This window comes from Pseudomonas sp. zfem002, assembly GCF_032621685.1.
Lineage (GTDB): Bacteria > Pseudomonadota > Gammaproteobacteria > Pseudomonadales > Pseudomonadaceae > Aquipseudomonas > Aquipseudomonas japonica.
Genome location: NZ_JAVYJH010000001.1, coordinates 12,270 through 29,893 on the forward strand (window position 1 = coordinate 12,270; position 17,624 = coordinate 29,893).

Below are 17,624 nucleotides of genomic sequence, written 5' to 3' on the forward strand. Positions count from 1 at the left end.
GTTCAGGCGACCGCTTCGCGGGTGCGACGCAAGGTGTAGCGGTTGTCCGGCACGGCCAGGCCGAAGTTGTCGCGCAGGGTCTGGCCCTCGTAGTCATGGCGCAACAGACCGCGCTCCTGCAGCAAAGGCACTACCAGCTCGGTGAAGCGCTGCAGGCCGTCGGGGAGCAGGGCGTTGATGATGAAACCGTCCGCCGCGTCGTGTTCGAACCAGTCCTGCACGGCGTTCGCCACCTCCTCGGCGGTGCCGACGAAGTCCCGGCTCGGCGCCGAGAAGCGCAGGGCCACCTGGCGCAGGGTCAGGCCCTCTTCGCGGGCGATGCGCTTGAGCTGGTCGGACGAGCCCTTGTGGCTCTGGCTGCCGAGATCGCCCAGGTCGGGGAACGGCGCGTCGAGCTCATGGACGCTGAAGTCGTAGTCGTTGAACGGCCGGCCGAGGGCGACCAGGGCATCGTCGATGCTGACCAGCGCGAGCGCTTCCTGGTAAAGGCGTTCGGCATCCGCGGCATCCCTGCCGACCAGGGGGCGGATGCCCGGGAGGATGAACAGCTCGTCCGGGTTGCGCCCGAAGTTGCGCGCCCGTTGCTTGAGGTCCAGGTAGTAGGCGCGGGCGTCGCTGAAGCCCTCGGGGCTGACGAAGATCGCATCGGCCTGACGCGCGGCGAAGTTGCGCCCGTCCTCGGAGGTGCCGGCCTGGAAGATCAGCGGCTGGCCCTGGCGCGAGCGGGCGATATTCAGCGGGCCCTTGACCTTGAAGAACTCGCCGTGGTGGTTCAGCGTGTGCAGCTTGTCCGGGTCGAAGAACTCGCCGCTCTGCTTGTCGCGGGTGAAGGCGTCGTCCTCCCAGGAGTCCCACAGGGCCTGGACCACCTGCACATGCTCCTTGGCGATGCGATAGCGCTCGGCGTGTGGCGGGTGTTCGCTCTTGCCGAAGTTGTCGGCGGTCCCGGACAGCCACGAGGTGACCACGTTCCAGCCGGCGCGGCCGCCGCTGATATGGTCCAGCGAGGCCAGCTGGCGGGCGACCTGGAAGGGCTCGGTGTAGCTCACGGTGATGGTCGCCACCAGGCCGATGTGCTCGGTGACCGCGGCCAGGGCAGAGAGGATGGTCAGCGGTTCGAAGCGGTTGAGGTAGTGCGGGCTGGACTTGGCGTGGATATGCAGGCTGTCGGCGATGAAGGCGAAGTCGAACCTGCCGGCTTCGGCCAGGCGGGCCTGCTCCTTGTAATAGCCGAAGTTGACGCTGGCATCGGCCAGTGCGTTCGGGTGACGCCACTCGCCCCAGCCGTGGCCGACACCGTGGATCATGGCGCCGAGTCTGATCTGTCGTTTGCTCATGCTTCGTTCCTGCGCGGAGGGTGAGGCGACGAAGCGCGGCGAGGCCCGGCTTGCGTCGCAAAAAGGGGCCTCCGCCGGGAAAGGGGTCGGTCTTGGGATAGACCTTATGCGGCTGTGGAGCGTCTGTGAAGGACCGTTTTCTTCTATGCTAATTATGTAAACAAAGCATTAAATGTGTTTTTCAATATCAGTAAATTGAATTTTGTGGTGCCGGGTTCATGCACGAACGGTGTGGGCACGGATTCACCGCGGCGGTCCGATGCCGCGCTGAATCCGCACCCACACCGTCCGTGCAGGTCAGCTAGAACTCATAGGTCAGGCGCGTGAAGTAATAGCCCCCGGTGAAGCCGTATGGCGAGTACGCGCCATAGCCTTTGGTCATGGTCTTGTTGGGCGGGTTCTGCCGTTCCGGATAGATGTCGAACAGGTTCTTCGCCCCCACCGCCAGGTTCAGGTCCTTGGTCAACTGGTAGCCGACATCCAGGTCGGTGATCCAGCGTGCCTTGTACACCCGGTCCAGCGAGCGGTCGCCTGCGTCGTTGACTTCGCGGTACGAACCGTAGCGGGTCAGGCCGAGGTTGACGTTGTAGCGATCCAGACGCCAGTTGCCGCCAAGAATCAGCTTGGTCTTGGGCTGCACCCCGGTGATGAAGTTGCGCGCCTGGCGGTCCATCAGGTCGTATTGCTTGCCGAGAATGCTCACGCTCTCCTTGTAGTCGAGGATCTCGGTGTCGTTCCAGTTCCACGCCGCGGTCCATTTCACACTGCCGAAGCCGCCCAGGTCCTGGTCGTAGTTGCCCACCAGGTCGACGCCCTTGGTCCGGGTATTGGCGCCGTTGGTGAAGTACTGGCCGCCGGAGGTGGAGTTGATGCCGTTGGCGATCAGGGTCTGCAGCACTTCCGGGCCGAGCAGGGTGCCGGTCAGGGTGATGCGGTCACGCACGTTGATCACGTAGGCATCGGCGGTGAAGGACAGCCGGTCGCTGGGCTGGAAGGTCAGGCCGAGGCTGTAGTTGCTGGATTTCTCTGGCTTCAGCGGTTCGGCGCCGAGGGCCTTGGCCGCCGCCGAATCCACCGGCAGTACGCCGTAGTTGATCGACTGGTAGACCCCGTTGACCACGCCAAAGGTGGTGGAGCGCGCACTGAACAGGCTGTTGGCCAGGGACGGCGCACGGAAGCCGTTGCTCACGGTGGCGCGCAGCGCCAGTTGCGGGGTGAACTCGTAGCGCGTGCTGAGCTTGCCGCTGCGGGTCGCACCGATGCCCTGGTCGTAGTGCTCGTAGCGCAGCGCGGTGCCGACATACCATTGCGGCAGCGGGTTGAAGCCCACGTCGACGTAGCTGGCCACGCTGTTGCGGTGGGTCTTGGCGGTCTGGTCGGGGGAGATGCCGTTGGTCACCTGGGCCCCGGACGAGGCGCACTGGCCCGGCGCCCGGCAGTAGCCGCCATTGGCCCAGCTGGCCCAGTCGCCTTTTTCCACCTCGTAGCCGTCGCGGCGCTGTTCCAGGCCCCAGGACAGGTCCAGCGGCTTGCTCAGGCCGACCTCGAAACCACGATGCAGATCGAGGTTGCTGGTCAACTGAGTGGAGATCCAGGTACCGGACTTGAAGTGGTTCGGCGTGGCTTCGCCGAGGGACGGGTTCTGGTTGTTCCAGGTGCCCTGTTCGGCGTCGTTGCGCCCGTAGGTGCTGGACAGGTCCCAGTCCCATTCACCGGCCAGGCCCTTGGCGCCGAACGCGGCCTGGAAGTCCTGCTCCTCGATGTACCAGGTCGGCGTGTAACCGGACGGCCGGCCGTTGGGGCCGGTGGTGATGGTGTTGACGATGGTCGGCAGGCGGAAGTTCTGCCCCTGTTCGGCCTTGCGGTAGGACCAGGTGCTGAAGGAGTACAGGCTGAGGTCGTCGTTGACCGGCAGCTCGGCGTTGTAGCCGAGGGTCAGCAGGTTGATCTTCGGCGTGCCGTAGCCGCCATAGGTCGCCTTGCCGGCCTTCTCATGGGCTTCGGCCGGGCTGTAGCCGTTGGCGTTGGCCTTGTTGTCGTCGTTCTGGCTGCGGGCGTCGAGGGCCAGTTGCAGGACACCGTCCTGGCCGATCTCGAAGCCCTTGTTCAGGCTCTGCTGCACGGTCTGCTTCTTGCCGTCGTAGCCCTGGCCGACGTTGGTCACCGCGGTGCCGCTGGTGTCGGCCTTGAGGATCACGTTGATCACCCCGGCGATGGCATCCGAGCCGTACTGCGCGGCGGCGCCGTCGCGCAGCACCTCGACATGATCGATGGCGCTGATGGGGATCAGGTCGAGGTCGGCCGGGGCGGCGCCGGCGTGGATCCCGCTGATGTTCAGGGTGGCGCTGGTGTGGCGGCGCTTGCCGTTGACCAGGACCAGCACCTGCGCCGCGTTGAGGCCGCGCAGGCTTGGCGCGCGGGCCATGCCACTGGCGTCCCAGCCGGTCTTTTCCGGGAGGGTGAAGGAGGCCACCGTGGCGCTGAGGGCTTCCATCAGCCCGGGTTTTCCGGTGGCCTGCAGTTGCTTGGCGCTGATCACATCGATAGGCGCCGGGCTGGTGGTCACGGTGCGTTTCTCGCTGCCACGGTTACCGGTGACGATCACGGTTTCCAGGCGCGAGCCCTGCTGCTTGTCGCTCGGTTCTTCGGCGGCGACCACGGGGAGATTGAGGCTGGCGAGCAGCGCGGCACCCAACAACGGGGTGCGCGCCGTCGCTGCCGGCCAGCGGGAGAGGCGGGCAGTGTTCAAGGCAGATTTCCTTTTCTGGTTATAGCGGTGAACGACCCCGGTTCACGGGGTCCTGGCGGCGATGGCTTCGATTTCCACCAGCGCGCCGGGCAGCGGCAGGGCGACCACCTGCAAGGCGGTGCGGGTCGGTTTGTTCGGCTGCTCGGCGGTGGCGAAGAAGCGCGTGTAGGCGGCCTGCAGGCCAGCGAAGTCGAGGGTGTTGCCCTTGTCCGGGTCGCCGACCAGGAACACCCGCAGCTGGACGATATCGCCCAGGTCCAGGCCCTGGGCCTGGAGAATGCCGCGCAGCTTGTTGAGCACCGAGAGGGTCTGGGTTTCGGTGTTGCCGTAGGCGGCGATGCTGCCTTTCGGCGCCTTGGCATCGGCGACGTCGGGCAGGGTGCCGCTGACGAAGATCAGTTGCGCCGAGGCCGGTACCTTGACCACTTGCGAAATGGGGAAGTTCGAGCCCGGCGGATCGACGCGCTGGATGCTGTCGGCGTGGGCGGTGTTCAGGGTCAGGCTCATCAGGGCTCCGAGCGCCAGTGTGGTGGTCTTCTTCATGGGACGTTCCTTGTCGTGGTTCAGGCGGCGGCAACGTTGGCGGAGGGCTGGCCGGCGTGCCGGGCGATCAGGCCGACCACCCGCCGCGCCGATTCGGCGGCGCTGTTCTGCCAGATGCCGACGCCGCCGTGGGCCAGGGCGTCGCTGGCCAGCCAGGTGCGGCCTTGCGGCTGGTTGAGGATGTCGTAGCCCGGCTGGGCCACTTCGTCGTGGACGATCCACGGCGCTTCGCTGAAGGGAATCTTCGACCAGTTCACTGCCACCGGCCGGCCCAGCTTGTGCGAGTGACCCGGGTGCAGGGATTCCACGGCGGCACGGGACGAGGCGAACTGCGCCTGCCACGGCTTGGCGGCGAAGCCGTCGGCCACCTCGCCGTTGTTGTAGGTCGCCACCAGGATGCCCTGGGCGCTGTTCAGGCGGTCGCTGGGGTACCACAGGGTGCGCGCTTCGTGGTTGATGTAGGAGAGGCCGCCATAGATCTGGTAGTCGGTCTCCCAGAACCGCGGCGACTGCCAGGCCACCTTGTTGGCCTTGTCGCCCTGGGCCAGGCCGAGGGCGCTCTTGAAGGCCGGGGTGAAGTTGCTGTCGAGCTTGCGCAGCAGCGGCAGGGGCAGGGCGATCACCGCGTAGTCGGCGTCCTCGGTGTGCTGGCGCCCGGTGAGGCGATCGCGCCAGACGATCCGGCTGCCGTTGTCCGAGGTCTGGATCGACTGCACCTCGGCGTTGAGCTGCACCGCGTCCTTGACCTGGCGGTAGAAGGCCTTGGGAATCTGGTCCATGCCGCCCACCGGCTGGAACATGGTCGAGGAAAACTCCGGGATCTCGTCGAACACCAGCGGCAGCAGCAGGTTGCTGTCGAGCAGGCGCTTGAGCTCCACCGGGTCGCGCTGCACCGGCGTCTGGTCACCGGCGCCGGCGAAGCGGGTGTAGCCCGAGCGCACCGAGCCGCGGTACTGGCGTTCGTCGTTGAGGTCGCCGTAGACCTTGAGGAAGTCCAGCAGGGCCTTGCGCTCGCCGGCGTCGAGTTCCTGGTCCAGGCTGTTGCGCTGCACGCTGCGCGCAAGCAGTTCGCTGAGGTGGCCGCGGGTGTCGTTGACCGCCTGGCGCAGCAGCAGTGGCGGCTGCGCCAGGTCTGGCTGGGCCAGGGCATTGCGGCTGCTGTTGACCAGCACCTGCAGCTCCACGCCGAGCTCGCGGCAGTAGCCGAGGATGGTCAGGTGGTGGCTGGGCAGGCGCGCGGCGCCGGCGTTGAAGAACAGGCCGTCGTCGAATTCCACGGTCTGCCGGCTGCCGTCGTTGTGCTCGATGCGATCGCCATTGCGCAGGGTCCAGACCCGTCCGCCGATGCGCTCGCGGGCCTCCAGCACTTTCACGTTGAAACCGGCCTTGCGCAGCTCATAGGCCGAGACCAGGCCGCTGATGCCGCCGCCGACGATCAGCACACGCTTGCCGTTGCCGGCACGGCTGGCCAGGTTCAGGGGTTCGAAGCTCGCCGCCCGGGCATTGCCGGGCAGGCCGAGGGCGGACAGGCCGCCGAGTGCCGCCGAATAGCCGCCGATGGCGGCCAGGCGGGTTACCAGATCTCTACGGGTGAGCCCCATATCGCGTTCTCCATGAGGTCGGAATATCGGCATTCCGCGTGCGGCCAGGGAGAACCCGCGAGAGCGGGGGGAGCGAAGGCGGGCAGGCCCTCTGGCGGCGGCGAAAATCCATTTTGCCTCCACCAGGTCGGGGTCGGTGAAACGAACATAAGCGCCTTAAAGACGCTTGTGAAAGGCTTTTTGGTTCTAAGTTAATTATCAGAAAAAAGCATAAAGATAATTTTCAAAATGCAATCAGTCTATTTTACTGCTGTCCAGGCGCTGCGCCGAGACCGCGCCGAACAGCTCCACCGGCTCCTGCAGATTGCCCAGGTAGCGCGGGTGGAACAGCCACAGATCGACCTGCGGCTTGAAGTCGCTGACATTGAGGACTTCCAGTTGCTCGCGATGCCTGCTCGCCGCCAGCAGCGGTTCCGGCACCAGGCCCAGGCCCTGGCCGTTGGCGACCAGCCCCAGTTGCAGCTCGGTGCCGAAGGTCTCCAGGTTGATCTGCAGCGACAGCCCCTGTTCGCTCAGCGCCCGTTGCAGCCCGGCGCGGAAACCGCAGCCATCGGGGTTGAGGACCCAGCCGCGCAGGTAGCAGTCCTTGAGCTTGTAGCTGCGCTTGGGCGCGCTGCCCCTGGCGGCCACCACGCGCAGTTGCATGCGCCCGATGGAACGGCTGGCGATGCCTTCGGGGAAGATCTTGCCGGTGGGGAACAGCGCCGCGGCGGCGTCCAGGTCACCGTTTTCCATGCGCGAGATCAGCGAACTGCCCCAGCCGCTGACCACCTGGGTGCGCAGCTCCGGATAGGCCTCGCGGATCTTCGCCAGGGCGTCGAGCAGGACCACGTCGCCGATGGTCTGCGGCACCCCCAGGCGCAGCGTGCCGCTGGGCGCGCCGTCGCTGGCCACCAGCTCGCGCAGGGTATCGATCTCGCGCAGGATCGCCTTGCACTGCTCGTAGACCCGCCAGCCCATGGGCGTCGGCTTGAGCGGCTTGGTATTGCGGTCGAGCAGGTTGGCGCCCAGGTCTTCCTCGAAATTCTGCACCCGCCGCGTGATCGCTGGCTGGGTCAACTGCAACGCCTCGGCGGCGAGATTGGTTGACTGGCAGCGGATGACGGCGACGAAGGCGTCCATGTCATCGATCTTCATATTCGCTTCTCACATAGTTTCTGGCGGGGAAATGTTTTTGCAGAATAATCCCTCCTGCGTGTTTTTGCAGGGGGATTGTGTGACGGTGCCCTCTCGCACGTCCCCGTAGGAGCTGGCTTGTCGTGTGACGAACCACTGCGAAAGGACCGCGCAGCGGTCCCAAAATCTCATGGGCAGCACCATTTTTGGGACCGCTCCGCGGTCCTTTCGCAGTGGTTCGTCACACGACAAGCCAGCTCCTACGGGGACCGCGTCGGCTCAGTCCGGTCTTGGCCGGCTCACCAGAATTTCCACCAGGCGCCCTTGCCCAGGTGTTCGATCATCTTCAGCTGTTCGCCGAGAACCGCGATCACCTGCTCGTTGCGCGGCGTCTGCACCTGGTAGATCACCAGCGATTCGCTGAAGGCCTCGTGCGCGGCGCGCAGGTTGTCCTGCTGCAGGTGCGCCAGGCCGAGGGAGGCGAGGCAGGCGCTGACCGGTTCGAGGTCATCCGGGGTGTCTTCGCGGTAGACCTGCACGGCGCGCTCGAGCAGGCTCGCGGCCTCGCCGATACGACCCAGTTTCAGGTAGCAGTTGCCCAGGGTCTGCAGGCTCTGGCCGACCACCTGGTGGTTGGGGGAGAACAGGGTTTCGCGGGTGCTCAGCACCTCGAGGTAGAGTGCTTCGGCTTCGGCATGGCGCTGCTGGGCCCAGCGCAGCCCGGCGAGACCGTCGCGCAGGGTGGCGAGGCTGGCGGGATCGAAGCCCTCGACGCTGTCCGCCAGGTGCAGGGCCTCGTGGAAACACCGCTCTGCTTCGTCCAGACAGCCCTGGTTCCGGTACTGCACGGCCTGGTCGTTGAGAGCCATGACACGTGCGTTGTCGAAGGCGGTGCTTAGCATTGGACGTCCCTTGAGGGTGCCGGCGGCGGCCGTTATTTTTGTAGGAATGTGCGGATTTAATGGGAGGTTTCCGCAGTGGGTCAAGCAAATCCCGGCTTTTTTCGTGGCTTATTGACATGAGTTCGCTTGAGGTGGGTATCGAGGTGCCTGGGGCCGGCCGCCGGACGCAATTGCGCGGCTGATCTGGCTAAAGGCCATGGCGCGCGCTAGTGTGTCGGCCCACGGGCGAGCCCTTCGTTCAGCAGCTTCCAGGAACGGGATCATGCAGTTATGGATTGCGGATGGCGTGGAACAGATCGGCCTTTGCGAACAGGCCGGGTTCGACGTCGCGTTGCCGCAGGATCCGAGCCTGGCCTGGCAGCAGCGTCTCGACCTGGGCGATGCCTGGCAGGCCGATGCCTTCGTCCAGCGCCACCTGCGTGATGCCAGCCGCGTGCATGAGCTGCGTGGCCTGTTGGCCCGGCAGACCCTGCCGATCCATCGGCTGAGCGACGAACAGGTGCTGCAGCAGGTGGCCAACGAGTTGCGCTTCGGCAGCCTGCGCGCCGATCGCTACGCCTGGCGTGCGCAGGTGCCGACGCGCTCGGTCGCGGCCGCCACGGCCAAGGTGGTCGCGCCGCTCGCGAAGCCCGCAGCGGTGCCCGAGCGGGTCGAGGCGGTCGAGCCCGAACCGGTTGTCGCGCTGGCGCCGGCCGCGGCGCCAGCGCCGGTCGAAGCACCGCAGGCCGCGCCAGCGGACGACGTGGCGCAGGTCCAGGAGGCGCTGGCCAGCATGCTGGAGCAGGCCGCGCAGGAGGCCACGCCGCTCTGCGAGGTGTGCGAGCAGGTCAAGGCGCAACAGGTCGCCGCCGCGGCCAGCGCCGAGCAGGCCAGGGTCGAGGCGGTACAGGACGCGCAGGCGGGCGTCCTGGAGCAGGCGGCCGAGCATGGCACGCCTTTCTGTGAAGTCTGCGAGCGTGGTGCATGAACATGAATCTGCCGGCCGTGATCGATCTGCTCTGGCCCGAGGACGAGGCGCCGCGGGAGCACCAGGTCTACCTGCTGCTCGACGGTGCCCGGGATCCGGCGATCCTGGCCTGGCTCGAAGGCAGCCGGCTGGAGCGCGATTGCCTGTATGCCGGTGTGTTGATCCCGCGCTTGAAGGCGGCGGCGCCGTGGCTGGTCAGGCTGGAGGCGGGCTGCGCCGAAAGCCTGGAGCTGCTGGGCCTGGGCTGGGGCAAGGCGTGGGGCATCGCCCTGCGGGTGCCGGCGCGGGTGTCGATGGCGGAACTGCGCCGGCACTGCAAGAAGTTTCTCCGGGTGCGTACCGAGGACCGGCGGGTGCTGATGTTCCGTTTCTATGATCCGCGGGTGCTGTCGGTGTTCCTGCCAACCTGCGATGCGGCGCAGTACCGTGCGCTGCTGGGGCCGGTGCAGCGGTTGGTGGTGGAGCTGGGCGAGGGCGAGACGTGGCAGGTTTTCGAGGCCGGTGGTCTGGTTCCGTAGGCGTCTGCCGCGCGCGTCCGCGTAGGAGCGGGCTTGCCCGCTCCTACGGGAATTGCCCCGTCCTGGGCTAAGCGAGTCGATCCAGCAACGCCTTCAACCGCCCGCAGCCACCCTCATCCAGAGGGAACACCGGCGCCCGCGGTACCCCGCAATCGATCCCGGTCAGCTTCAGGCCGGCCTTGACTGTCGCCGGCAAGCCGCCCTTGAGGATGAACTCCAGCAATGGCAACTGTCGGTAGAACAGCTCACGCGCCCGCTCCAGGTCATTGCCGGTGACTGCCCGGTACAACTGCTGGTTGAGCACCGGGATCAGGTTGGCCGCCGCCGTGCACCAGCCGCTCGCGCCGGCAATGAAGGCTTCCAGGGCCAGCGGGTTGCAGCCGTTGTAGTACGGCACCTGGCCTTCGCCCAGTTGCTGCAGGGCGTGCATGCGCTGGATGTCGCCGCTGCTCTCCTTGACCATGGTGACGTTTTCCACCGTCCTGACGATGCGCAGGATCAGCTCCACCGACATGTCGGTGCCACTGGTGGCCGGGTTGTTGTAGAGCATGATCGGGATGCCGATGCTGTCGCCGATGCGCTGGTAGTGACGGAGGATCTCCGCCTCGCTGAGTTTCCAGTAGGCCGCCGGCAGCACCATCACCGCATCGGCACCGTGCTCCTCGGCAAAGCGCGCGCGGCGGATGGCGTTGGCGGTGGTCAGGTCGGACACGCTGACGATGGTCGGCACGCGCTTGCCGATCTGGCTGAGGCTGAATTCGGCAACCTGGCTCCATTCGCGGTCGTTCAGGTAGGCGCCTTCGCCGGTGCTGCCCAGCGGGGCGATGGCCTGTACGCCCCCGTCGATCAGGCGCTCGATGGACTGGCCGAGGGCGGCGAGGTCGAGGCTTTCGCCATCGCGGCCGCTGAACGGGGTAACGGTGTAGCCGATGATGCCGTGGAAGAGGTTGCTCATGTGCGTTGCTCCGGTTCGGTCAGTTCAGGCAGTCGGCGTGGGAACGCAGGCTTTGCCGGGCGAAGTAGTCGAAAGCCGCGCCGTGGCGCTTGGGCCGGTCGATCCAGTCGTGGGCCTCGCGGCCCAGGGCCGGGTCGATCGGCTGCAGGGTCCCGGCGGACATTGCCAGCAACTGCAGTTGCGCCGCGCGCTCGATCAGGTTGGCGACGACACAGGCCTGCTCGATGCTGCTGCCCGTAGACAGCTGACCGTGGTGGGACAGCAGGATGGCCCGCTTGTCGCCCAGCGCCGCGGCGATGATCTCGCCTTCCTCGTTGCCCACCGGCACGCCCGGCCAGTGCTGGAGAAACGCACAGTCGTCATACAGCGGGCAGACGTCCATGTGCGATACCTGCAAGGGCACTTCCAGCATCGACAAGGCCGCCACATGGGTGGGGTGGGTGTGGATGATGCAGTTGACGTCCGGGCGGGCGCGGTACAGCCAGCTGTGGAAGCGGTTGGCCGGGTTGGCCATGCCCTGGCCTTCGAGGACTTCCAGGTCCTCGTTGACCAGTAACAGGTTGCTGGCGCTGATCTCGTCGAAACCCAGGCCCAGTTGCTGTGTGTAGAACGTGCCGGGTTGCGGGCCGCGGGCGCTGATCTGCCCGGCCAGGCCGGAGTCGTGACCGCGGTCGAAGAGAATGCGGCAGGTCAGGGCCAGCTTTTCCCTGACAGTCCACGTATTATCCGCAAGCGAGCCTTGCATCCGCGCAAGGGCCTGCTGGACCAGCTGGTCCTTGGGCAGTGCCATTGTGTTGGCCATTGGGGTGTGTCCTCGGTGGTGTGAAGTGCGATGTCCTGGCTGGCCCGCCCCGCGAGCCTGAGAAACCGACGGGGCGGTCAGATGACACAGCAAAGGCTATATGACACAAAGTGTCATAAGCAAGGAAAAAGTTTCCCACTGCCTGGAATCGATCACGGCGCATGTCTATCCGTTTGAAGTTATTGAGAAAAAAACTCGGGATCACCCTCGAGGTGCTGGCGGAAAAGTCCGGCATGACCAAAAGCTACCTGTCCAAGGTCGAGCGCGGGCTGAACACGCCGTCCATCGCCGCCGCCCTCAAGCTGGCGCGGGCGCTGAACGTCAATGTCGAGGAGCTGTTCGCCGAGGATGCGCCGAACCAGGCGCGCTACAGCCTGGTACGCAGCGGCGAGCGCCAGCTGCTTTCCGGCAGCGTCCAGGGGCCGGGCTACGCGGTGCTGGCCAACCAGATCGGCCAGCGCAGCCTGTTGCCGTTCCTGATCAGTCCGCCCATGGACTTCAGCGACTCGACCTTCAAGGAGCATCTGGGCGAGGAGTTCCTGTTCGTCCATGACGGCCAGGTCGAGGTGGATTTCATGAACGAGCGCGTCGTCCTGGAACGCGGCGACGCCCTCTATTTCAATGCGCAGACCCCACATCGCCTGCGCTCGCTGGGCGAGGTCGCGGCGCAGTTGCTGGTGGTGGTGCACGACGCCGGGTAGGTTTTGCCGGTCCTTTCCGGGCCGGGGGGCACGCTAGCATCGCGGCTTTCCCCGGCCCTCAAGGATGATCGCCATGACCCAGCCCTCACGGGACTACACCCGCTTGCTCAACACTCTCGTCGACCAGCGCATCGCCGCCGCGCCGCGGCGCAGTCCGTGGTTCCACCTCAATCCCGGCGAGCGCGCCGACTTTCTCGGCGAAGTCGATGCGCGCCTGCTGGAGATCCAGCGCACCACCCTCAGCGTGCTCGCCGCGCAGTGCTACAGCATGCAGGACAACCCCCGCGACATCGACGAGCACCTGCGGCTGCTGCGCCGCCACCGCGAGCAACTGGGCGACGCCAGTGCGTATCGCCAGGCGCTCGATCGCGACATCACCCTGTACAGCCGCCAGCAAGCCGCCATGCAGGGCTTCGAAGGGGCCTGGCGCAAGGCCCTGCGTCTGCTGCGCGCCGGCGATGGCCTGCGCGCGCCATGCCCCGGCCTGCTGGCGCGCCTGCAACGCATGATCGACCTGCTGCAACGCAAGATCGACGTCGAAGGCGCTTCGCGCATCATCCCGTTCGCCCGCCAGCAGGGCTGGAAGGCGGTGGCCGAGCGTTATCGGGCGTTGCTCGAAGCGCCGTCGGCGAAGGCCGTCGCCGCGCTGGAGCGGATTCCCTCGGCCTCCGATGCCTTGCCGGTCAACCTGTCGTTGCTGCTGATGGAAGAGCGCCCCGGTCATGTGCGGATGAATGTCGCGCTGGTCGACCCCAGCTATGAGCGCCGCTACAAGGACCTGTACCTGGAGCACGGGCGCCTGGCGACCCGCACCCGGGGCCTGATGAATTTCTCTTTCGGCACCCAGGCCCGCTCCCTGGCGTGGCAGCAGCAGTACCGGCTCAAGCACGAGCCGGCGCCGGCCTGGTCGCCGACCTTCGCGCCGATTCGCTCGGTGCTGGTGCGTACTGCCTTCATCGAGGCCTTTCTCGGCGCTTACCTGGTCTCCGAAAGCACCCTGCGCGGCGGCTTCCTGGTGCGGGTGCTGGACGACGGCTACTGGCTGCGGGCGGTCAATGTCGATCGCAAGGTGTGCAACCAGATCGGCATCGAAGCCTTCGACGACCCGCATGGCGAAGCACGGGCGCGTAACGTCAGCGGGCCGCGGCGCCTCGATCAATTGCTCAATCGCTACGCCGATATCGCCAGCTTCCAGACCATCGCCGTGCCGAGCTATGCCCACAGTCATTACGACCCGGACCGCGATGGCCGCTTCGTCGACGTGCGCGAACTGGAGCGCAGCCTGGGCTTTGGCGAGCACCTGTACCTGCTGGAGCTGCCCCGGGACGGCGAGTACCTGGCGGCGACGCCGTTCGGGGTGATGGAACTGCAGGGCGAGCGGGTCAACAGTCGGCACCTGTGCGTGAGCGAAGTGCAGGCGGCCTATGCCCACAACGCTGCCTTCTTCGCCCGGCTGGAGGCGTTGCGCGATGCTGGCGAGGGCGCTTGTCCCTGGCTCAACCATCCGCGCGAGCGCAGTGCCTTCATGGCGCAGTGGCTGCGCCTGCTGGAGCGCAATCACCTGACCCCGGGCGGGCTGCTGGCGGTGCCTGACGCGCCGCGCGACGGCCGCCGCGATATCAAGGGCAATCACCTGGGCAAGGTGCTCTGGGAGCGGGCCTTCGCGGACCAGGTCTGGCGCTGGCCGGCCCTGGACCCATTGCTTTCGGACCTGGCCGGGCGCCTGTGCCGCCGCGAGGATCGGCACACCTGGCTGGATAATGCCTACCTGCAGAGCACACTGGCGCAAGCCCGCCATCTGCTGGGCGAGGGACTCCCGGCCATGCCGCACCAGGCCCGCGCGCTGCGCCTGCTGGACATCCTCCTGGCTGACGACCCGGCTGAACCGCTGCTGGACAGCGACGCTGGCCGCAGCCTGCGCAGGCAGGTGCTGTTCCAGTGCCTGCGGGTTGTCGCCGGGCCGCCCGCGGCGGGCAATCGCCTGCTGCGCCCGGACCCGTACCTGATCCTCAATGCGCGCCCGGAAACCTTGCTGGCGGCGGACAACAGCTGGCTGATCGCCGAGGACAAGTACCGCGGCTACCACCAGTACCGCGCCGATCCGCGGCACCCGCACAGCCACTACATGGACCAGCTGGACAGCCCCTTCAGCGGCGGCGTCAGCGGCGTGACCGAAGCCCTCTGCCGGGGCTTGCCAGGCCTGTTCGACGGCCCGCCGAGCGTGACCCGCTACTGGCGTTTCCAGCTGGCCAACAGCGCCTTCTGGCTGCGCAACGGCTATCACTCGCTGTTCGAGACGCTGTACGTGGCGGCGTGCGAGGAGCCGCCGGCGGCGGAGGCGATCGGCACGCGCCTGCAGGAGCTGTTCGAGCGCTGCAGTGCTGTGGGCACCCCTGCGGGAGCGCTGTACGACGGGGCCATGGCGCTGATCCTGCCGCTGGTCAATCGTGACCTGGCGGCGGCCGAGCGCTTGAGCGTGGCGCGCTATTCTGGCGCGTGAGTCGCTGGAGCGGCGGGCTGGCGGGTGATAGGCTCCTTGACGTTTTCGCACAGCCCCGGGAGATGTTTCGATGAGCAATGGTTCGACTTTCTGGCGCGATCCGGCGCTGCCGTTCATCGAGGCCCGGGCGGTCGCCGACGGCCGCAAGGTCTGTTATGCCCGGCATTCCCACGAAGGCTTTTCCATCGGTGCGATCACCGCCGGGCGCAGTACCTATTTCGATGGCCAGTGCTGGCACGAAATCGAAGCGGGCAGTGTGGTGATGATGAACCCCGGCGTGGTCCATGCCTGCAATCCCATCGCCGACCAGCCCTGGTCCTACCTGATGCTCTACGTCGACATGCCGTGGCTGGGCGAGCAGGGCTTCGAGCCGCTGGGGCGCACCCTGAGCACCTCGCCGGCGCTGTACCGGGCGCTGACCGCGCTGTACCGGCGCCTGACCGAGCGCCACTGCAGCAGCGACGACAAGCGCCTCGCCGCCGAGTGCTTCTTCGGTCAGTTGCGCGAGCAGATCGAGGCGGCGCCGCTGCCTGTCGAGCCGGGCAATGCGCGGCTGCAGCGGGCGGCGGAGTATATTCGCGCGCATTGCACCGAGCCGCTGAAACTGGAGGACATCGGCGACGCGGCGGGGTTGTCGACGTCCTATCTGATTCGTGCGTTCAAGCAGCATTTCGGCCTGACGCCCCATGGTTACCTGCTCGATCACCGGGTGCGCTATGCCCGCGCGCAGCTGCGCCAGGGCCGTCTGATCGCCGAGGTCGCCCATGAGGCCGGGTTCGCCGACCAGGCCCATCTGCAGCGGGCCTTCAAGCAGCACCTGGCGGCGACGCCAGGGCACTATCGCTCAGCCCAGTAGCAGGTAGCCGGCGCTGGCCGCCAGCAGGCCGGCCAGGGCGCGGTTGAACAGGCGCATGCGTTGCGCTTGCTGCAGATGGCGGCGGATCACCGTGCCGGCCCAGGCCCAGCAGCCTAGCGACAGGTAGCAGATCACCAGGTAGATCAGGGTGAAGTGCCAGAGCAGGGTGCTTTCGCCCTGGCCGACGAAGGCCCCGACGCCGGCGACGCAGGCCAGCCAGGCCTTGGGGTTGAGCCACTGCATCGCGGCGCCGTGCAGGTAACCGGGGGCCTTGTGCGGGTCGCCGTCGCCGAGGTGGCCGTCGTCGCTGGCCAGTTTCCAGGCCATGTACAGCAGGAACAGGATGCCGGCCCAGCGCAGCGCCTCGGTCAGCCCCGGCCAGCGCAGCAGCACCGCGTGCAGGCCGAAGCCCACCAGCAACAGCAGCAGGCAGAAACCCAGGGTCGCCCCGGTGACGTGCCGCAGCGCCGCGCGCAGGCCGTGGCGGGCACCGGCGGCGAGGGCGACCAGGTTGACCGGGCCGGGGGAAATGGACGAGGCCAGCGCAAAGGCGGCCATGGATAGCGACAGGCTCATGAAGGCGCTCTCGAGTGGGGAGGGAGCCTGGAGACTATCGGGGCGGAATGTGCCGGTATTGAAGAAAACTGCCCTTGGGGTTGATTGCGATCTCGCTCCCACAATCACGCGGTGGGCAAATCTTCCTCGAACATCTCCATGAACGTCGCCACCAGCCGCCGCGAGCGCTGTTCGTTGAGGCACACCAGGGTCTCCTTCAGGCGCCGCTGGCAATCGATGATGGGCAACGCGCAGACCCGCGCATCGGCACCGGTATTGCCGGTCTCGATCTTCACGCTGATACCGGGAAAGCGCTGGCAGAAACGCGCCACCTGGCGCAGCACATGCACCGGCGCATCCACCGCCAGGACCAGCGTACCGGTCTGCAGCGCGCGGGAGTCCTGCAGCAGTTCGTTGGCCTCGGCTTCGCAGGCGAACAGGCGCTGGGTGATGCCCAGCAGGCGCTCGCCGAGATCGGTCAGTCCCGGTATTCGCCAGCTGCATGCTGGTCCAGGGCCTGGCCCAGTCCACCGGCTGGGCCGGGCTGTGCAAGAACATCGGCAGCTTCTTCCCGGCCGTGCAACGGGGCCGGGTGCTGGGGCTGTGGAGCTCCTGCTACGCCTTCGGCGGCCTGGTGGCCTCGCCGTTCGCCGGCTGGTGGGCCTACACCCTGATCGGCAGCTGGCATGCGGCGTTCTTCTCCAGCGCCGCGGTGGTGGCGGCGGTGGCGCTGCTGTTCTTCTTCCTGCAACGCAACAAGCCCGAGGACGTCGGCCTGCCGGCGGTGGAGCCCGAGTCGCAGAAGCATGGCCGCGGCCCATCAGCTGCGCAGTATCTGGGCGCCGCTGCGCGACATCCTGTGCAACCGTACGGTGCTGGTCCTCGGCCTGGCCTACTTCCTGCTCAAGCCGGCGCGCTACGCCATCCTGCTGTGGGGGCCGGTGATCGTCTTCGAACAGATGCCGTCGGTGGGCAAGGTGGGCGCGGCGATCATTCCCACCGCCTTCGAACTGGCCGGGCTGCTCGGCCCGATCATGATCGGCCTGGCCTCGGACAAGCTGTTCGGCGCCCGGCGCATGCCGGCCTGCGTCATCAGCCTGGTGCTGCTGACCCTGGTCCTGGCGCTGTTCATGGGCGCGCTGCACAGCGGCAGCGTGGTGCTGGTGGTGGCCTTGCTGTTCGTCATGGGCCTGACCCTGTACGGTCCCGACTCGATGATCAGCGGCGCCGCGGCCATCGACTTCGGCACCGCCAGGGCCTGGGCCACCGCCGCCGGTTTCGTCAACGGCTGCGGCTCGGTCGGGGCGATTCTCGGCGGGTTGCTGCCGGGCTATTTCGACGGGGTCACGGTGTTCGTCATCTTCGCCGGCTGCGCGCTGTTTTCCGCGCTGGTCCTGCTGCCGCACTGGAACAGCCGCCCGGCCAGTCCCGCGGATGATCCGCAGGTAGCGCCGAATACCGCCATGGCAATCAAGCCGCTGCGCACCTGAGACGGGCGGGGCGGGCAATCGCGATTTTTTGT

Annotated in this window: 14 protein-coding genes and 2 pseudogenes; 6 read left to right on the plus strand and 10 right to left on the minus strand. The window is 66.9% G+C overall.

Annotation, left to right across the window (positions count from 1 at the left end; all coding sequences use genetic code 11):
• Positions 1-2 precede the first annotated feature (2 nt).
• The 6 genes from RTI28_RS00055 to RTI28_RS00080 form a co-directional block, all read right to left on the minus strand.
• Positions 3-1,337, minus strand: coding sequence for an LLM class flavin-dependent oxidoreductase (locus RTI28_RS00055; protein ID WP_316918563.1), 1,335 nt, complete (start codon positions 1,335-1,337; stop codon positions 3-5).
• Between the two features lie 301 nt (positions 1,338-1,638).
• Entirely contained in the window at positions 1,639-3,996 is a 2,358-nt protein-coding gene (locus tag RTI28_RS00060; RefSeq protein ID WP_316919096.1) for a TonB-dependent receptor, read from the minus strand.
• Positions 3,997-4,128: 132 nt separating this feature from the next.
• The gene (locus tag RTI28_RS00065; protein WP_316918564.1) at positions 4,129-4,629 is read right to left on the minus strand and encodes a RidA family protein; all 501 of its coding nucleotides are present in this window, start codon (positions 4,627-4,629) and stop codon (positions 4,129-4,131) included.
• A 20-nt stretch (positions 4,630-4,649) separates the two neighbouring features.
• Entirely contained in the window at positions 4,650-6,230 is a 1,581-nt protein-coding gene (locus tag RTI28_RS00070; protein WP_316918565.1) for a flavin monoamine oxidase family protein, read from the minus strand.
• 234 nt (positions 6,231-6,464) lie between these two features.
• The gene (locus tag RTI28_RS00075; RefSeq protein ID WP_316918566.1) at positions 6,465-7,367 is read right to left on the minus strand and encodes a LysR family transcriptional regulator; all 903 of its coding nucleotides are present in this window, start codon (positions 7,365-7,367) and stop codon (positions 6,465-6,467) included.
• 278 nt (positions 7,368-7,645) lie between these two features.
• On the minus strand, positions 7,646-8,248 hold the full coding sequence (locus RTI28_RS00080; protein WP_316918567.1) for a tetratricopeptide repeat protein: 603 nt from the start codon (positions 8,246-8,248) through the stop codon (positions 7,646-7,648).
• 262 nt (positions 8,249-8,510) lie between these two features.
• Here RTI28_RS00080 and RTI28_RS00085 point away from each other — a divergent pair, with 262 nt between their 5' ends.
• The gene (locus RTI28_RS00085; protein WP_316918568.1) at positions 8,511-9,215 is read left to right on the plus strand and encodes a hypothetical protein; all 705 of its coding nucleotides are present in this window, start codon (positions 8,511-8,513) and stop codon (positions 9,213-9,215) included.
• Positions 9,216-9,217: 2 nt separating this feature from the next.
• Positions 9,218-9,733 carry a DUF4123 domain-containing protein gene (locus tag RTI28_RS00090; RefSeq protein ID WP_316918569.1) on the plus strand — a complete coding sequence of 172 codons (516 nt, stop codon included), beginning with the start codon at positions 9,218-9,220 and terminating at the stop codon, positions 9,731-9,733.
• 67 nt (positions 9,734-9,800) lie between these two features.
• Here the strand turns inward: RTI28_RS00090 and RTI28_RS00095 are convergent, their stop codons facing one another.
• A complete protein-coding gene (locus RTI28_RS00095; protein ID WP_316918570.1) occupies positions 9,801-10,688 on the minus strand; it encodes a dihydrodipicolinate synthase family protein in 888 nt (295 codons plus the stop codon).
• A 19-nt stretch (positions 10,689-10,707) separates the two neighbouring features.
• Positions 10,708-11,490, minus strand: a complete 783-nt coding sequence (locus RTI28_RS00100) for an aldolase (RefSeq protein WP_316918571.1) — start codon at positions 11,488-11,490, stop codon at positions 10,708-10,710.
• Positions 11,491-11,651: 161 nt separating this feature from the next.
• Here RTI28_RS00100 and RTI28_RS00105 point away from each other — a divergent pair, with 161 nt between their 5' ends.
• The 3 genes from RTI28_RS00105 (at position 11,652) to RTI28_RS00115 (ending at position 15,547) form a co-directional block, all read left to right on the plus strand.
• Complete coding sequence (locus RTI28_RS00105; RefSeq protein WP_316918572.1) at positions 11,652-12,191, plus strand: XRE family transcriptional regulator; 540 nt, start codon at positions 11,652-11,654, stop codon at positions 12,189-12,191.
• A 73-nt stretch (positions 12,192-12,264) separates the two neighbouring features.
• Complete coding sequence (locus RTI28_RS00110; RefSeq protein ID WP_316918573.1) at positions 12,265-14,691, plus strand: hypothetical protein; 2,427 nt, start codon at positions 12,265-12,267, stop codon at positions 14,689-14,691.
• A gap of 70 nt (positions 14,692-14,761) precedes the next feature.
• On the plus strand, positions 14,762-15,547 hold the full coding sequence (locus RTI28_RS00115; RefSeq protein ID WP_316918574.1) for an AraC family transcriptional regulator: 786 nt from the start codon (positions 14,762-14,764) through the stop codon (positions 15,545-15,547).
• Here RTI28_RS00115 and RTI28_RS00120 read toward each other — a convergent pair.
• Both RTI28_RS00120 and RTI28_RS00125 read right to left on the minus strand, forming a co-directional pair.
• Positions 15,536-16,123: a LysE family translocator gene (locus RTI28_RS00120; protein ID WP_316918575.1), complete on the minus strand. Its 588-nt coding sequence runs from the start codon at positions 16,121-16,123 to the stop codon at positions 15,536-15,538. The two genes, RTI28_RS00115 and RTI28_RS00120, sit on opposite strands and share 12 nt — an antisense overlap.
• Positions 16,124-16,227: 104 nt before the next feature.
• Positions 16,228-16,584: pseudogene (locus RTI28_RS00125) on the minus strand (hypothetical protein); the annotation flags it as partial.
• A gap of 2 nt (positions 16,585-16,586) precedes the next feature.
• Here RTI28_RS00125 and RTI28_RS00135 point away from each other — a divergent pair.
• Positions 16,587-17,592: pseudogene (locus RTI28_RS00135) on the plus strand (MFS transporter); the annotation flags it as partial.
• Positions 17,593-17,624 lie beyond the last annotated feature (32 nt).

Excerpts from the sequence above, each read along its gene's own strand:
- RTI28_RS00055 (WP_316918563.1), bottom strand. The coding sequence starts at position 1,337 with ATGAGCAAACGACAGATCAGACTCGGCGCCATGATCCACGGTGTCGGC.
- RTI28_RS00065 (WP_316918564.1), bottom strand. The coding sequence starts at position 4,629 with ATGAAGAAGACCACCACACTGGCGCTCGGAGCCCTGATGAGCCTGACC.
- RTI28_RS00070 (WP_316918565.1), bottom strand. The coding sequence starts at position 6,230 with ATGGGGCTCACCCGTAGAGATCTGGTAACCCGCCTGGCCGCCATCGGC.
- RTI28_RS00075 (WP_316918566.1), bottom strand. The coding sequence starts at position 7,367 with ATGAAGATCGATGACATGGACGCCTTCGTCGCCGTCATCCGCTGCCAG.
- RTI28_RS00080 (WP_316918567.1), bottom strand. The coding sequence starts at position 8,248 with ATGCTAAGCACCGCCTTCGACAACGCACGTGTCATGGCTCTCAACGAC.
- RTI28_RS00085 (WP_316918568.1), top strand. The coding sequence starts at position 8,511 with ATGCAGTTATGGATTGCGGATGGCGTGGAACAGATCGGCCTTTGCGAA.
- RTI28_RS00090 (WP_316918569.1), top strand. The coding sequence starts at position 9,218 with ATGAATCTGCCGGCCGTGATCGATCTGCTCTGGCCCGAGGACGAGGCG.
- RTI28_RS00095 (WP_316918570.1), bottom strand. The coding sequence starts at position 10,688 with ATGAGCAACCTCTTCCACGGCATCATCGGCTACACCGTTACCCCGTTC.
- RTI28_RS00100 (WP_316918571.1), bottom strand. The coding sequence starts at position 11,490 with ATGGCCAACACAATGGCACTGCCCAAGGACCAGCTGGTCCAGCAGGCC.
- RTI28_RS00105 (WP_316918572.1), top strand. The coding sequence starts at position 11,652 with ATGTCTATCCGTTTGAAGTTATTGAGAAAAAAACTCGGGATCACCCTC.
- RTI28_RS00110 (WP_316918573.1), top strand. The coding sequence starts at position 12,265 with ATGACCCAGCCCTCACGGGACTACACCCGCTTGCTCAACACTCTCGTC.
- RTI28_RS00115 (WP_316918574.1), top strand. The coding sequence starts at position 14,762 with ATGAGCAATGGTTCGACTTTCTGGCGCGATCCGGCGCTGCCGTTCATC.
- RTI28_RS00120 (WP_316918575.1), bottom strand. The coding sequence starts at position 16,123 with ATGAGCCTGTCGCTATCCATGGCCGCCTTTGCGCTGGCCTCGTCCATT.